This is a genomic window from Pseudomonas sp. 21 (assembly GCF_000955805.1).
Taxonomy (GTDB): Bacteria; Pseudomonadota; Gammaproteobacteria; order Pseudomonadales; family Pseudomonadaceae; genus Pseudomonas.
This window is the reverse complement of the sequence record NZ_JYOA01000011.1, coordinates 91,527-106,379: the sequence shown is the minus strand read 5'-3', so window position 1 is coordinate 106,379 and position 14,853 is coordinate 91,527. Positions and strand designations below refer to the sequence as shown.

The 14,853-nt window shown below is 67.0% G+C and carries 11 protein-coding genes and 1 pseudogene; 8 read left to right on the top strand and 4 right to left on the bottom strand.

Annotation, left to right across the window (positions count from 1 at the left end; all coding sequences use genetic code 11):
- Positions 1-92 precede the first annotated feature (92 nt).
- Positions 93-4,256 carry a GGDEF and EAL domain-containing protein gene (locus UB43_RS26010; protein WP_256205360.1) on the top strand — a complete coding sequence of 1,388 codons (4,164 nt, stop codon included), beginning with the start codon at positions 93-95 and terminating at the stop codon, positions 4,254-4,256.
- A 273-nt stretch (positions 4,257-4,529) separates the two neighbouring features.
- A complete protein-coding gene (glyA, locus tag UB43_RS26005; protein WP_024763060.1) occupies positions 4,530-5,783 on the top strand; it encodes a serine hydroxymethyltransferase in 1,254 nt (417 codons plus the stop codon).
- A 320-nt stretch (positions 5,784-6,103) separates the two neighbouring features.
- Here the strand turns inward: glyA and UB43_RS26000 are convergent, their stop codons facing one another.
- On the bottom strand, positions 6,104-6,595 hold the full coding sequence (locus UB43_RS26000) for a hypothetical protein (RefSeq protein WP_045217180.1): 492 nt from the start codon (positions 6,593-6,595) through the stop codon (positions 6,104-6,106).
- A 278-nt stretch (positions 6,596-6,873) separates the two neighbouring features.
- Here UB43_RS26000 and UB43_RS25995 point away from each other — a divergent pair, with 278 nt between their 5' ends.
- The 3 genes from UB43_RS25995 (at position 6,874) to UB43_RS25985 (ending at position 9,923) form a co-directional block, all read left to right on the top strand.
- Positions 6,874-8,169, top strand: a complete 1,296-nt coding sequence (locus UB43_RS25995; RefSeq protein ID WP_045217177.1) for an NCS2 family permease — start codon at positions 6,874-6,876, stop codon at positions 8,167-8,169.
- A 73-nt stretch (positions 8,170-8,242) separates the two neighbouring features.
- On the top strand, positions 8,243-9,328 hold the full coding sequence (gene trmA, locus UB43_RS25990; RefSeq protein ID WP_045217175.1) for a tRNA (uridine(54)-C5)-methyltransferase TrmA: 1,086 nt from the start codon (positions 8,243-8,245) through the stop codon (positions 9,326-9,328).
- 97 nt (positions 9,329-9,425) lie between these two features.
- Positions 9,426-9,923, top strand: coding sequence for a DUF4136 domain-containing protein (locus tag UB43_RS25985; protein ID WP_045217172.1), 498 nt, complete (start codon positions 9,426-9,428; stop codon positions 9,921-9,923).
- 3 nt (positions 9,924-9,926) lie between these two features.
- On the opposite strand, the gene UB43_RS25980 is transcribed toward UB43_RS25985, so the two are convergent.
- Both UB43_RS25980 and UB43_RS25975 read right to left on the bottom strand, forming a co-directional pair.
- On the bottom strand, positions 9,927-10,229 hold the full coding sequence (locus UB43_RS25980; protein ID WP_017521653.1) for a DUF1883 domain-containing protein: 303 nt from the start codon (positions 10,227-10,229) through the stop codon (positions 9,927-9,929).
- A gap of 101 nt (positions 10,230-10,330) precedes the next feature.
- Positions 10,331-10,789 (bottom strand): DUF4345 family protein, encoded by a 459-nt coding sequence (locus UB43_RS25975; RefSeq protein WP_045217169.1) that lies wholly within the window; start codon positions 10,787-10,789, stop codon positions 10,331-10,333.
- Positions 10,790-10,973: 184 nt separating this feature from the next.
- Here UB43_RS25975 and UB43_RS25970 point away from each other — a divergent pair.
- Positions 10,974-11,425: pseudogene (locus tag UB43_RS25970) on the top strand (DUF411 domain-containing protein).
- 173 nt (positions 11,426-11,598) lie between these two features.
- Here the strand turns inward: UB43_RS25970 and alaC are convergent.
- Entirely contained in the window at positions 11,599-12,816 is a 1,218-nt protein-coding gene (gene alaC / locus UB43_RS25965) for an alanine transaminase (RefSeq protein WP_045217166.1), read from the bottom strand.
- A gap of 172 nt (positions 12,817-12,988) precedes the next feature.
- On the opposite strand from alaC, the gene UB43_RS25960 reads away from it, so the two are divergent.
- Both UB43_RS25960 and UB43_RS25955 read left to right on the top strand, forming a co-directional pair.
- Positions 12,989-13,849: a PhzF family phenazine biosynthesis protein gene (locus UB43_RS25960; protein ID WP_045217164.1), complete on the top strand. Its 861-nt coding sequence runs from the start codon at positions 12,989-12,991 to the stop codon at positions 13,847-13,849.
- A gap of 67 nt (positions 13,850-13,916) precedes the next feature.
- Positions 13,917-14,813, top strand: coding sequence for a neutral zinc metallopeptidase (locus tag UB43_RS25955; protein ID WP_045217162.1), 897 nt, complete (start codon positions 13,917-13,919; stop codon positions 14,811-14,813).
- Positions 14,814-14,853 lie beyond the last annotated feature (40 nt).

Sequence of the window (14,853 nt, the reverse complement as noted above, 5' to 3'; positions counted from 1 at the left end):
CCTTGTCTATTTTCCCCCGTACTCCTCCGGACGCCCTGGCCAGGCCTGGCCGCGTGGCGACCCGGACCGCGCTGGTGCTGCTGGTGCTGTTCATGCTCGGCCTGCTGGTCTGGCAGCTGCACCAGGAGTTCCGCAGCCAGGAGCGCTTCGAGCGTGAGCGGGTGGTGCTGCACGGCGAACAGATGGCCCAGCGGATCTCCCTGACCCTGGAACTCAAGGCCGTGGCGGCACAGGCCCTGCTGCAGCAGGAACAGGACCGCGAGCACGGCGATGTCCACGCACCGCTGATCGCCGGCCTGAAGCACATCTACCCGTCCTTCCACAGCCTGGTCCGGCTGGACGCCAGCGGCGCGCCCGTGCGCGACTCCGCCAGCGGCATCAAGGACGTCGCCTTCATCGAGGCCTTGCGCCAGCGCAGCACGCAACAGGCCTATCACTATGCCTTCAGCGAGGAGAACGGCGGCCACTTCTATGTCTGGCTGAAGGCCACCGAGCCGGGCGAAGGCGACAGCGTCATCCGCCTCGACGAAAAGGTCGCCCGGCGTGGCTGGGCGGCGCAGATCCGCCCCGAGTCACCGGACTGGATCCTGGTCGACGACGTCCAGCAGAAGGTCCTCGGCCGCTCCAGCGGCTATCGTCCCGGCCCGCTGTCCGCCGCCTCGCCACTGGAACAGGCACGGAGCCTGGACGGCCTGGACATCCAGAACACCGACTGGCAGTTGCACCCGCAATTCGACGACCGGCAGATCCGCGCCACCCTGTTGCCGCGCCTGGGCGGCGAGCTGGCGCTGCTGCTGGTTCTGGCGGGCATCGCCGGCGCCGCCCTGCTGCGCCTGCAACGCGAACAGCAGAACCTGCGCGCGCTGACCGTGGAGTCGCAGCAGAACCTGCGTCAGGCCGCGCAAGCCCTGGGCGCCATCGACGAGCGGGTGCTGGTGACCCGCACCGACGGTCGCCTCGCCTACCTCAACCCACAGGCCGAGCAGCTATTCGGCATCACCGCCGACAAGGCCGGCGAACATCACCTGCTGGAGCTGCTGCCCGGCCTGGGTGGCCTGCTGCAGGGCGGCGATGCCGCGGCGGACAACGGCTCCGAGCTGGTACGCGTCAACGATACCGGCCAGGCCCGGCTGTTCGCCGTCAGCCAGCATTCCCTGGACGACAGCCCGCTGTCGCCGGAGCAGACCTGGGTGCTGCGCGGCAACCTGCCCCAGGGCGGGCAGGTCTGGGTGCTGCGCGACGTCACCGAGGAACAGCAGGCGCTGCACATCCTCGAAGAGACCCGCCGGCGCTACCAGGACATCTTCGACGGTGTCGGCGTCGCCCTCTGCGTGCTCGACCTCTCTGCCCTGCGCCAGGCCCTGGTGGACCTCAACCTGCGCCGGCAGAGCGACCTGCGCGAGTGGATCACCTCACAGCCCGAGCGTCTGCCCTGGCTGCTGCGCCAGGTGCGCATCACCGAGATCAACAATGTCGCCAAGCGCCTGATGGGCGTGGGCACCACCGAGCAGGCCTGGCAGATTCTCATCGGCGGCGCCGGCATGCGCCCGGACGGCGTGCGCAGCAAGGTGCTCGAAGCCGTGCTGCACGGCCAGGGCATGGTCGAGCTGGAAGCCTGCATCCATACCCGCCAGGGCGAACAGCGCCACCTGTGGCTGCAATTGCGCGTGCCGGAGATGATCCAGGACTTCCACGCCGTCACCCTGAGCCTGTCGGACATCACCAGCCGCAAGCAGGTCGAACTGTCGCTGATCGAGCGCGAGAAGTTCTGGTCCGACGCGGTGCGCGCGGTGCCCGACACCCTCTACATCCACGACATCGCCGCGCGCCGGGTGATCTTCAGCAACCACAACCTCGGCCACCAGCTCGGCTACAGCGGCGACGAACTGCGCGAGATGGGCGAGCGCTTCTGGGAGAAGGTGCTGCACCCGGACGACGTCGAGTACTACTGGCGCGTGCGCAACCTGCAGCAGGTGGTGGGCGACGGCCTTTTGCTGGACAGCCAGTTGCGCTGGCGCCACCGCGACGGCAGCTGGCACTGGTTCGATATCCGCGAGCAGGCCTTCACCCGCGACGCTTCCGGCCGCGTGGCGCGGCTGATCGGCGTGGCCAAGGACATCACCGACACCGTCGAGGCACACAACTCCCTGCGCGAGAGCGGCCGTCGCTACCGCATGCTCGCCGAGAGCATCAGCGACGTGATCCTCTCCACCGACGCCCAGGTCAAGCTCAACTACATCAGCCCGTCGATCCACCAGGTGCTCGGCTACAGCCCCGAGTGGGTGCTGGCCAACGGTTTCCAGCAGGTGGCCGCCAACCCGGCTCAGCTGGAGCGCCTGGATGAACTGCTGAACCGCGTGCAGGGCGCCATCGGCGAGCCCAAGCGCCTGGCCGAACTGCGCGAGAGCGCCGAGCCGCAGCTGTTCAGCCTCGACTGCCTGCACGCCGACGGCCACAAGATTCCCGTGGAGCTGCGCATCGCCCTGATGTGGGACGACCACGGCCGCTTCGAAGGCCTGCTCGGCGTCGCCCGCGACGTGAGCCAGCAGCGTCGCGCCGAGCGTGAGATGCGCATGGCGGCGACGGTATTCGAGCACTCCACGGCGGCGATCATGGTCACCGATCCGGCCGGCTACATCGTGCAGATCAACGACTCCTTCAGCCGCCTCACCGGCTATTCCGCCGAGGAAGTGCTGGACCAGCTGCCGCGCCTGCTCACCGCCGACCGCCAGGAAGCCAACCAGCTCAAGCACGTGCTCGAAAGCCTGCGCAAGAGCGGCAGCTGGGAAGGCGAGATCCTGCAGAAGCGCAAGAGCGGCGAGCTGTACCCGAGCTGGGTCGGCATCACCGCGGTCCACGACGAGGAAGGCGACCTGGTCAGCTTCGTCTGCTTCTTCAGCGACATCAGCGAACGCAAGGCCAGCGAGCGGCGCATCCACCGCCTGGCCTACTACGACGCCCTGACCCACCTGCCCAACCGCACGCTGTTCCAGGACCGCCTGCACACCGCCCTGCTGCAGGCCGAGCGGCACCAGCAGTGGGTCGTGCTGATGTTCCTCGACCTCGACCGCTTCAAGCCGATCAACGACTCCCTCGGCCACGCCGCGGGCGACCGCATGCTCAAGGAAGTGGCCGAGCGCCTGAGCCATTGCGTCAGCGACGACGACACCGTGGCGCGCATGGGCGGCGACGAGTTCACCCTGCTGCTGCCCGGCCAGAAGGACCGCGAGAAGGCGCTGCGGCAGGCGATCCAGGTCGCCGAGCAGATTCTCTCCAGCCTCGCCCGCCCCTTCACCCTGGAAGGGCGCGAATTCTTCGTCACCGCCAGCATCGGCGTGGCGCTCTCGCCGCAGGACGGCGCCGAGCTCAGCCAGTTGATGAAGAACGCCGACACGGCGATGTACCACGCCAAGGAAATGGGCAAGAACAACTTCCAGTTCTACCAGGCCGAGATGAACGCCCGCGCCCTGGAACGCCTGGAGCTGGAAAGCGACCTGCGCCGCGCCATCGAGCTGCACGAGTTCGTCCTGCACTACCAGCCGCAGTTCACCGGCGATGGCCGTCGCCTGACCGGTGCCGAGGCGCTGCTGCGCTGGCAGCATCCCAAGCGCGGTCTGATCCCGCCGGCGGAGTTCATCCCGGTACTGGAAGAGCTCGGTCTGGTCGCCCAGGTCGGCGACTGGCTGCTGGAGCAGGCCTGCCTGCAACTGCGCGCCTGGCACCGCGACAAGGTGCGGGTGCCGAAGATTTCCGTGAACCTCTCGGCCCGGCAGTTCGCCGACGGCCAGTTGGGCGAGCGCATCGCCGGCATCCTCGAGGACACCGGGATCGCCCCGGCGTGCCTGGAGCTGGAGCTGACCGAAAGCATCCTGATGAGCGACGTGTCCCAGGCCATGCAGATACTTCAGGGCCTGAAGCGCCTGGGCCTGGCGATTGCGGTGGACGACTTCGGCACCGGCTATTCCTCGCTCAACTACTTGAAGCAGTTCCCCATCGACGTACTGAAGATCGACCGCAGCTTCGTCGACGGCCTGCCCCATGGCGAGCAGGACGCGCAGATCGCCCGCGCCATCATCGCCATGGCCCATAGCCTGAACCTGATGGTGATCGCCGAGGGCGTGGAGAGCCACGAACAGCTGGACTTCCTGCGCGAGCATGGTTGCGACGAGGTGCAGGGCTTCCTCTTCGGCCGCCCGGTGCCGGCGGACCAGTTCGCCGCGCTGTTCGCCAGCAACGCGTTGTTCCTGCTGGGCTGACCCATCGGCTCGATGTTCGGCTTTGCGTAGGAGCGGGCTCCGTCCGCGATGTGCCACCGGCCAGCTCGGAGCCGCCGGGGATCGATCGCGGACGGAGTCCGCTCCCACACACGCCGCACCGCCTCCGCAAGCGCCAAGCTGCTCGCAAATCCACCGATCCGCCGCCTTGAACCCCGCTTGTCAGCCACATGACCGCCTTTCATGTGCCAGCACCGGCGCCTTGGGTTAGAATGCGCGCCTTTCCCCCAGCACCCGATCCTTAAGAGGACCGCCATGTTCAGCCGTGATTTGACCCTCGCCCGCTACGATGCCGAACTCTTCGCCGCGATGGAGCAGGAAGCCCAGCGCCAGGAAGAGCACATCGAGCTCATCGCCTCCGAGAACTACACCAGCCCGGCGGTGATGGAAGCCCAGGGTTCGGTGCTGACCAACAAGTACGCCGAAGGCTACCCGGGCAAGCGCTACTACGGTGGTTGCGAGTACGTCGACGTCGTCGAGCAACTGGCCATCGACCGCGCCAAGGAACTGTTCGGCGCCGACTACGCCAACGTCCAGCCGCACGCTGGCTCCCAGGCCAACGCCGCCGTCTACCTGGCCCTGCTGTCGGCCGGTGACACCATCCTGGGCATGAGCCTGGCCCACGGCGGTCACCTGACCCACGGCGCCAGCGTTTCCTCCTCCGGCAAGCTGTACAACGCCGTGCAGTACGGCATCACCGACGCCGGCCTGATCGACTACGACGAAGTCGAGCGCCTGGCCGTCGAGCACAAGCCGAAGATGATCGTCGCCGGCTTCTCCGCCTACTCCCAGGTCCTGGACTTCGCCCGCTTCCGCGCCATCGCGGACAAGGTCGGCGCCTACCTGTTCGTCGACATGGCCCACGTGGCCGGTCTGGTCGCCGCGGGCGTCTACCCGAACCCGGTGCCGTTCGCCGACGTGGTCACCACCACCACCCACAAGACCCTGCGCGGCCCGCGCGGCGGCCTGATCCTCGCTCGCAAGAACGAAGAGATCGAGAAGAAGCTGAACTCCGCTGTCTTCCCGGGTGCCCAGGGTGGCCCGCTGGAGCACGTGATCGCCGCCAAGGCCGTGTGCTTCAAGGAAGCCCTGCAGCCCGAGTTCAAGGCCTACCAGCAGCAGGTCCTGAAGAACGCCCAGACCATGGCCAGCGTGTTCATCGAGCGCGGCTTCGACGTGGTTTCCGGCGGTACCCAGAACCACCTGTTCCTGCTGTCCCTGATCAAGCAGGACATCACCGGTAAGGACGCCGACGCCGCCCTGGGTCGCGCCTTCATCACCGTGAACAAGAACAGCGTACCGAACGACCCGCGCTCCCCGTTCGTCACCTCCGGCCTGCGTATCGGCACCCCGGCCGTGACCACCCGCGGCTTCAAGGAAGCCGAGTGTCGCGAGCTGGCCGGCTGGATCTGCGACATCCTCACCAACATGGGCGACGAGTCCGTGGTGGACGGCGTGCGCGAGAAGGTCAAGGCCATCTGCGCCAAGTTCCCGGTCTACGGCGCCTAAGCCCGAACCGCGAACCGCGAAACGAAAAAGCCCGGCAGATGCCGGGCTTTTTCATGTCTGTCGCTCACAGAACTCAGGCTGAACCTGTAGGAGCGAGGGGGACGCCATCGTTATTGCTCGCGAACAGATTCCAGCCGGGCGTCCGTGATAGGCGGATCGCGAGCAGGCTCGCTCCTACGAAAAACCCACTGCGCGCCGGTAACACCAATAAAGTTTCGCAGGGCGCATGACGCGCCAGCGTTATCCGCCTCGGGCCGCCGGCGGATAACCTGTTCCAGGTTAATCGCCCTGCACAGGGATACGCCCCGCAAAAGGACGGGCTAGGGCTGCCCGCCTGATTTCTGCTCCGGCTGCACCGGCACATCCCGCAAGTCGTTGAGTCGCCGCACCAGCGTCTCCGCCTCCGCCTGGGTGGCAAAGCCCTTGAGCATCACCTGACCATCGGTCACCACCCGCGTCACTTTCGGCAGCAGGCGCAGTTGCCCGTCGATGACTACCGCCAGGGCCTTGCCCTGCTCTTCCTCGGTCAGCCTGGCCAGGCGCTGGCTGGCTTCGGGGGTGAAGCGCACGCGCACCGCCGGCTTGCCGTCGGCCACGCTGGCCAGTTCGGCCCGCTGCACGTCGCGCTGGGTCAGGACGGGATGGGTCTCCAGCAGCACTGCCTTGCCCTGCGGGTCGGCCAGGGTGCGGGTGCTGGCCGTGGGCTTCTCGGCCAAGGCGTGGACATCGAAGGTGTGCTGCGGCGCGGACGGCGGCGCACCGGCGCAGGCGCCCAACAATGAGGCGAGGAGGATCGGAATAGAGCGTTTCATCGACTGCGAATCGGACAGAACGGCCCGCTCGGGCCAGGGTTATGAAGGATCAGACCACCGTCAGCGCACAAGTTGCACTCCCTTGGTCGGCGCCCGCGACTAAGCTTGCAGACGAACGGATGCTGGCGGTCCGGTCAGAAATTCTCCGGCTCAGGGCAAGCTGGTATCATGCGCGCCTTTTGCCGGTCACAAGAAAAGGCGCAGGGCCCACCTGGGCATGTACCTTGCTTTTCCCGGCCAGAACGATAACGGCGCAAGAGCGTCACGGGGAGCCAAACATGCTGGAAAAGCTGTTCCAACTCAAGGCGCACAACACCAATGTGCGCACCGAGATCCTGGCGGGTATCACTACCTTCCTGACCATGGCCTACATCCTTTTCGTCAACCCGAGCATCCTCGGCGAGACGGGCATGGACAAGGGCGCGATCTTCGTGGCGACCTGCCTGGCCGCCGCCATCGGCTCGGCGGTGATGGGCCTGATCGCCAACTACCCGATCGCCCTGGCTCCCGGCATGGGCCTGAACGCCTTCTTCACCTACACCGTGGTCCTGCACATGGGCCACACCTGGCAGGTGGCGCTCGGTGCGGTGTTCCTCTCCGCGTGCATGTTCTTCGTCATCTCGATCTTCCGCATCCGCGAATGGATCATCAACAGCATCCCGCTGGCGCTACGCTCGGCCATTGCCGCCGGCATCGGCCTGTTCCTCGCACTGATCGCGCTGAAGGAATCGGGCATCGTCGTCGCCAACCAGGCCACCCTGGTAGGCATGGGTGACCTGGCCAAGCCGGCGCCGCTGCTGGCGATCCTCGGCTTCATCCTGATCGTCGCCCTGGAGGCCCGCCGCGTGACCGGCGCGGTGATGATCGGCATCCTGGTGGTAACCTTCATCTCCATCGCCATCGGCGTCTCCCAGTTCGGCGGCGTGGTATCGATGCCGCCGTCGCTGGCGCCGACCTTCCTGCAGCTGGATATCAAGGGCGCGCTGGACATCGGCCTGTTCAGCGTGATCTTCGCCTTCCTCTTCGTCGACCTGTTCGACAACTCCGGCACCCTGATCGGCGTAGCCAAGCGCGCCGGCCTGATGGGCAAGGACGGGCACATGCCGAAGATGGGCCGCGCGCTGATCGCCGACAGCTCCGCCGCCATGGTCGGCTCGCTGCTGGGCACCTCTACCACCACCAGCTACATCGAGTCGGCGGCGGGCGTTTCCGCCGGTGGCCGCACCGGTCTGACCGCCATCGTGGTCGCCGTGCTGTTCCTGCTGGCGCTGTTCTTCGCCCCGCTGGCGGGCAACGTGCCGGCCTTCGCCACCGCGCCCGCGCTGTTCTTCGTCGCCGTGCTGATGGCCTCGGGCCTGGCCGAGATCGACTGGGACGACCTGACCGTCGCCGCCCCCGTGGTCGTGACCGCCCTGGCCATGCCGCTGACCTTCTCCATCGCCAACGGCATCGCCTTCGGCTTCATCACCTGGACCGCCTGCAAGCTGCTGTCCGGCCGCTTCCGCGAGCTGAACCCGGCACTGGTCATCCTGTCGATTCTTTTCGTGATCAAGCTGGGCTGGTTCAACGCCTGATCGTTTTCCCGCGGCAGGGGCATCCTCGGCGATGCCCCTTCACGCCGCCGCCTCCACACGAGTTACCCGCCCCATGAGCAGTCCGCGTTTCGATCCGTCCCACTACGACAGCCAACTGGCCGACAAGGCCGCGCGCCTGCGCGAGCTGCTGGCGCCCTTCGCCGCGCCAGAGCCGGAGGTGTTCGACTCGCCCCGTGAGCATTACCGCCTGCGCGCCGAGTTCCGTCTGTGGCGCGAGGGCGAGGCACGTCACTACGCGATGTTCGAGCAGGGCGACAAGCACACGCCGATCCTGATCGAGGAATTCCCTATCGCCAGCCAGCGCATCAATGAACTGATGCCACGCCTGAAGGCCGCCTGGGCCGAGCCGACGCTGGGCCACAAGCTGTTCCAGGTGGAATTCCTCACCACCCTGGCGGGCGATGCGCTGATCACCCTGTGCTACCACCGCCCGGTCGACGCGGCCTGGCAGGCCGCCGCCGAGAAGCTGGCCGCCGAGCTGGGCGTGAGCATCGTCGGTCGCTCGCGCGGCAAGCGCCTGGTGGTGGGCCGTGACTACGTCAGCGAGGAGCTGACCGTTGCCGGCCGTACCTTCCGCTACCGCCAGCCGGAGGGCGCCTTCACCCAGCCCAACGGCGAGGTCTGCCAGAAGATGCTCAACTGGGCGTACGAAGCCCTGGGCCAGCGCGAGGACGACCTGCTGGAGCTGTACTGCGGCAACGGCAACTTCACCCTGCCGCTGGCCACCCGCGTGCGCCAGGTGCTGGCCACCGAGATCAGCAAGACCTCGGTGAACGCCGCCCTGGCCAACCTTTCCGACAACGCCGTGGACAATGTCACCCTGGTGCGCCTCTCCGCCGAGGAGCTGACCCAGGCGCTGAATGAGGTGCGCCCGTTCCGCCGCCTGGCCGATGTCGACCTGAAGTCCTACGCGTTCGGCAGCGTCTTCGTCGACCCGCCGCGCGCCGGCATGGACCCGGACACCTGCGAGCTGACCCGGCGCTTCGACAACATCCTGTACATCTCCTGCAACCCGGAGACCCTGGCACAGAACATCGCCCAGCTGCACGAGACCCACCAGGTCAGCCGCTGCGCCCTGTTCGACCAGTTCCCCTACACGCACCACATGGAAGCCGGCGTGCTGCTGACCCGCCGCTGAGGCCCGGTCGCTCAACCGCATGCCGCCCAACCAAGGGTTGGGCGGCGCGCCACCGCGAGGCGGCTACGCTTGCGGGACAATGACAAGAGGCACGTCCATGTCCCGCCTGATCCTTCCCCTGCTCTGCCTGCTGCTGGCCGCCTGCGCCGGCACCGACCCCGCCAGCATCAGCGTCTCCCCCGCCGCCAACGGCCGGCAAAGCACCTTCTTCATCCAGGCGGTACGCGCACAGGGCCACCGCGAGGACCTGGAAGATCGCTTCGATCTCGCCGTGCGCCGCGCGCTGGAAGCCAAGGGCTACCGCTATCAGGAAAAGTCAGGGGAGCTACGGGTGATCTATGCCGTCGGCCTGGATAGCCAGACCGGCATCGTGCAGCGCCCGGTGGTGACCGGCGCGGGCGTGATGACCCAGACGCAGATCACCGACCAGGAACAGGCGCGCCTGGCGCTGCAGATTCTCGACGAGGCGAGCGGACAGGTGCTCTATCAGGCGCAGGTGGCGCGCCAGCTGCACGATCCGAAGATCACCCAGCAGGCCGTGGACGAAGGCATCGCCCGCCTGCTGAAGGATTTCCCCGCCCATGCGGGGCAATGAGGATCAGCTGTAGTTCGACGGCGACTTGCGCACGAACTTGATGCTGTACTTGAAGTCGGCCTTGCGCGTGACGCTGATGGCGCGGCGGGTGACAGTGTCGATGGTGATGTTCCAGTTGCCGGTGCTGGGCACCTTGATCTTGGCCGGGAACCGGTCGAACGCGCCGCCGTGGTAGACGTGGCGGCCGCCATTCTTGAAGCTGCGGAAGGCGGCATCGGTCATCAGGCGGATGTTGCAGGTCATGGAGCATTCGATGACGACCAGGTCGCCTTCGTTGAGGTGCTCACGTTGATGTACGAACTTCATGCTGGCTCCGCCTTGCTTCTACCGCGAAATCAATACGATAGCACGGAGCGGGGGTAACCCGGCAGCGCTGCCGCCGGCAGGCCGCGCCGCCTATCCGAAGCTCACAACCCTTCGAAGTCTGCCTTGCGCTCCTCCGGCTCCTCCGGTTCGCGCACCACCACCGCGCGATTGCGCGACTGCCGCTCCAGCCAGTAGAGGGCGAAGATCGCCAGCGCCGAGATCACCCCGCGGTAGACCACGCCGGCCAGTTGCGCGTCCCACTCCATGCCGCCTTCGGTCCAGGCAATCAGCAGGCGCGACAGCGTCAGGGTCAGCTGCACCAGGATCACCAGGATCAGCGCCGGCCGCACCAGCAGGCGACGACGCAGGGCAAAGACGAGGAACAGCGCGAGGGCGAACTGGTGGCCGCCATAGAAGACGCGAGCGTCGCTCACCGACGACGGCTCCATCAGCAGCATGCCGCTGAGGTTGGCCATCTCATAGGGGCGGATCCAGTAGAGCAGTCCCAGGCCACCCCAGACCAGAGCCTGGACCAGCAGGACGAGACGGGCGAAGAGCATCCGATTTCTCCTTGGCCATGCAGCCATTGCCGAGCGTCCTGACCTGCGACCGGGAGTCGCGGACGCACCACCGATCAGCTAAAGACCCCGCACGGCGCGGCAAGTTCGGGCAAGCGCGTCATATGGGGAAACAAACACCGGGTGGGGGCTGAAGACGCTCGGGAGTATGCTCGGTCGCGTTCGTATTTCGAGGTTCCAACCATGCGCACCCTGCTTCTGCTCACCGCCCTTGTCGCCGGCGCCGCCCAGGCCGCCGAGCCGCTGACCATCGACGTGCACCGCGATGCCAACTGCGGCTGCTGCAAGGACTGGATCAAGCACCTGGAAAGCAACGGTTTCACCGTCAACGACCACGTCGAGGCGGACATGAGTGCAGTGAAGACCAAACTTGGCGTGCCTTACAGCATGGGCTCGTGCCACACCGGCGTGATCGACGGCAAGTTCGTCGAAGGCCACGTGCCGGCGGCCGACGTCCTCAAGCTGCGCGAGCGTGCCGATCTGGTCGGCGCCGCCGTACCGGGCATGCCGATGGGCTCGCCGGGCATGGAAATGGGCGACCGGCACGATGCCTACCAGGTAGTCGGCCTGAGCAAGACCGGCCAGCGTGAAGTGCTGGCGGACTACCCCGCGCACTGACCTTGCACCGAGGCACTCCCTCACCCCTGAACGCTGGTGGAGGTGGGATGGGGCTTCCGACGCGCGGGGCACTCTCCAGGTTCCCGCGCGGCAATGCTCCGCGAGCCGGATGGGGTGAGGGACTCCACACGAAAAGGGCGACCATCGGGTCGCCCTTTTCATGCCGGCGGCTTTTATTCGGCCTTGGCCGGCAACAGGCCGTCGGCGCGGAACATCGCCTTGATCCCGCGCACAGCCTGGCGCAGGCGGTCGCGGTTCTCGATCAGGGCGAAGCGCACGTGGTCGTCGCCGTAGTCGCCGAAGCCGATGCCCGGCGACACCGAGACCTTGGCGTCCTGGAGCAGCTTCTTGGCGAACTCCAGCGAGCCCAGGTGAGCATAGGGCTCGGGAATCTTCGCCCAGATGTACATGGAGGCCTTGGGGTTCTCCACCATCCAGCCCGCCTCGTGCAGGCCCTTCACCAGCACGTCGCGGCGCTTCTGGTACTGCTCGGCGATGTCGCGCACGCACTGCTGGTCGCCTTCCAGCGCGGCGATGGCCGCTACCTGCAGCGGGGTGAAGGTGCCGTAGTCGTGATAGCTCTTGATCCGCGCCAGGGCCGAGACCAGCTCCGGGTTGCCGACCATGAAGCCGATGCGCCAGCCGGCCATGTTGTAGCTCTTGGACAGGGTGAAGAACTCCACCGCGATGTCCTTGGCGCCGGGCACCTGCATGATCGACGGGGCTTTCCAGCCGTCGAAGGTGATGTCCGCGTAGGCCAGGTCGTGCACCACCAGCACGTCATAGCGCTTGGCGAGGTCCACCACGCGCTCGAAGAAGTCCAGCTCCACGCACTGCGCGGTCGGGTTGGAGGGGAAGCCGAGGATCATCATCTTCGGCTTGGGAATCGACTCGCGAATCGCCCGCTCCAGCTCGTTGAAGAAATCGATCCCCGGCACCAGCGGCACCGAGCGCACCTGCGCGCCGGCGATCACCGCGCCATAGATGTGGATCGGGTAGCTGGGATTGGGCACCAGGATGGTGTCGCCGTGGTCCAGGGTGGCCAGCATCAGGTGCGCCAGGCCTTCCTTGGAACCGATGGTCACGATGGCCTCGGATTCCGGGTCGATCTCGACCGCGTAGCGGTCGCGGTACCAGTGCGAGATGGCGCGGCGCAGGCGCGGAATGCCACGGGAGGTGGAGTAGCCGTGGGTGTCTTCGCGCTGGGCGACCTGGCAGAGTTTCTCGACGATGTGCGGCGGCGTGGCCCCGTCCGGGTTGCCCATGGACAGGTCGATGATGTCCTCGCCACGGCGGCGGGCGGCCATCTTCAGCTCGGCAGTGATGTTGAAAACGTAGGGGGGCAGGCGATCGATGCGCGCAAAGCGACGAGCTGAACGGGGTTCAGTCATGGTGTCCTCTGATGAACGTAGGCGCCCGGAACCGTCCGAGCGACGCCGGCCACTGCGGTGGCCTGGAAAGCACGGTGCTGTGACCGGCGCTTTCTTGTCGGCGAACATATAGCTCGCTAGGCTGGCTGTCGAGTTTTTCTTTGCGCCGCTCAAGGGCGGCATCTGGAGGCCCATGTCCGCGCAACAGTACTGGCAGCTCGACGTCTTCGCCGACCAACCGCTCACCGGCAATGGCCTGGCGGTATTTCCCGACGCCCGCGGCATCCCCGCCCAGACCCTGCTGGCGCTGACCCAGGAGCTGCGCCAGTTCGAGTCGATCTTCCTGTTCCCGTCCGCCACGCTGGACACCTACTCGGCGCGCATCTTCACCGTCGACGAGGAACTGCCCTTCGCCGGTCACCCGGTGCTGGGCGCGGCGGCGCTACTGCACCACCTGCACCAGCGCGGCGAAGAGGAATACTGGACGCTGGAGCTGCCGGCCAAGGCGGTGAAAGTCGCCACCCGCCGGCGCGGCACCGGCTTCCACGCGGAGATGAACCAGGGCGCCGCCGACTTCGGCAGCGTGCTCGACGATGATGCGCGCCGCTGGTTCGCCGAAGCCTTTTCGCTGAGCGCCAGCGATCTGGCCGACTACCCCGCCGCCGTGGTCAGCACCGGCCTTCCCTACCTGCTGCTGCCGGTACGCAGCGAGGCTCTGGGCCGCGTGCGCCAGCGCACGGATCTGGCAGCCGAGCTGGCCAAACTCAACGCCGCCTTCGTTTTCGTTCTGGATGTGGATAATCGCGAGGGCCGCACCTGGGACAGCGCCGGGATCATCGAGGACGTTGCCACCGGCAGCGCCGCCGGCCCCGTTGCCGCCTACCTGGTGGAACTGGGCAAGGCACGCCGCGGCGAGCTGTTCCAATTGGCCCAGGGCCGCTTCGTCGGCCGCCCCAGTCGGCTGGACGTGCAAGTCGGCCAGGACGATGAGGTCCGCGTTGGCGGCGACGTACAACTGCTCGCCCGCGCCGAACTGCTGCACCGTTTCGCCTGACGACCGGGCTGGCGGTCAGCCCCACCCGCGACAACACTGAATCCACCTGTCAGATGGAGATGCCGCCATGCAATGGCGCAAAGGACGACGCAGCGACAACGTAGTGGATGCCCGCGATGACTCCGGCGGGGCGGGCGGCGGCGGAGGCATGCGCATCGGCGGCCGCGGCCTGAGCCTGGGCGGCGTGGCCATCGTGGTGGTGATCGGCCTGCTCTCCGGGCAGGACCCGATGACCATCCTCGGCTCGCTGCTCGGCCAGATGGATGTTTCGCAGCAGGCGCCCAGCCGGCCGACGCAAGGCAAGCCGGCCACCGGCAACGATCCGCAAGTGGAGTTCGTCCAGTCGATCCTCGGCGACACCGAGGACACCTGGGGCGAGATCTTCGCCCGCAGCAACCAGCAGTACGAACAGCCCAAGCTGATCCTGTTCAACGGCGGGGTGAATTCCGCGTGCGGCTTCGCCTCCTCGGCGGTCGGCCCGTTCTACTGCCCGGGCGACCACCGTGTGTACCTCGACCTCGGATTCTTCCGCGAGATGGAACAGAAGTTCTCCGCCGCCGGGGACTTCGCCCAGGCCTACGTGATCGCCCACGAAGTCGGCCACCATGTGCAGAACCTGCTGGGCATCTCCGCCAAGATCAACGCCGCCCGCCAGCGCGGCGCGCGCATGGAGGGCGCCAACGGCCTTTCGGTGCGCCAGGAATTGCAGGCCGACTGCTTCGCCGGCGTCTGGGCCAACCACGCCCAGCAGCGCCTGAACTGGCTGGAGCCAGGCGACGTGGAAGAGGCGCTGAATGCCGCCAACGCCATCGGCGACGACCACCTGCAGCGCCAGGCACGCGGCACGGTAATGCCCGACTCCTTCACCCACGGCTCGTCCGCACAACGCGTGCGCTGGTTCAAGATCGGCTTCGAAAGCGGCGCGCCGGGCAAGTGCGATACCTTCAAGGCGCAGACGCTGTAACGCTTGCTCCGCATGAACACCTTGTAGGAGCGCGCCATGC

What these genes read in the sequence shown, in the direction of transcription:
- UB43_RS25980 (WP_017521653.1), bottom strand. Translation starts at nt 10,229, where the DNA reads ATGAAGTTCGTACATCAACGTGAGCACCTCAACGAAGGCGACCTGGTC.
- UB43_RS25985 (WP_045217172.1), top strand. Translation starts at nt 9,426, where the DNA reads ATGTCCCGCCTGATCCTTCCCCTGCTCTGCCTGCTGCTGGCCGCCTGC.
- UB43_RS26010 (WP_256205360.1), top strand. Translation starts at nt 93, where the DNA reads ATGCTCGGCCTGCTGGTCTGGCAGCTGCACCAGGAGTTCCGCAGCCAG.
- UB43_RS25995 (WP_045217177.1), top strand. Translation starts at nt 6,874, where the DNA reads ATGCTGGAAAAGCTGTTCCAACTCAAGGCGCACAACACCAATGTGCGC.
- UB43_RS25955 (WP_045217162.1), top strand. Translation starts at nt 13,917, where the DNA reads ATGCAATGGCGCAAAGGACGACGCAGCGACAACGTAGTGGATGCCCGC.
- trmA (WP_045217175.1), top strand. Translation starts at nt 8,243, where the DNA reads ATGAGCAGTCCGCGTTTCGATCCGTCCCACTACGACAGCCAACTGGCC.
- alaC (WP_045217166.1), bottom strand. Translation starts at nt 12,816, where the DNA reads ATGACTGAACCCCGTTCAGCTCGTCGCTTTGCGCGCATCGATCGCCTG.
- glyA (WP_024763060.1), top strand. Translation starts at nt 4,530, where the DNA reads ATGTTCAGCCGTGATTTGACCCTCGCCCGCTACGATGCCGAACTCTTC.
- UB43_RS25975 (WP_045217169.1), bottom strand. Translation starts at nt 10,789, where the DNA reads ATGCTCTTCGCCCGTCTCGTCCTGCTGGTCCAGGCTCTGGTCTGGGGT.
- UB43_RS25960 (WP_045217164.1), top strand. Translation starts at nt 12,989, where the DNA reads ATGTCCGCGCAACAGTACTGGCAGCTCGACGTCTTCGCCGACCAACCG.
- UB43_RS26000 (WP_045217180.1), bottom strand. Translation starts at nt 6,595, where the DNA reads ATGAAACGCTCTATTCCGATCCTCCTCGCCTCATTGTTGGGCGCCTGC.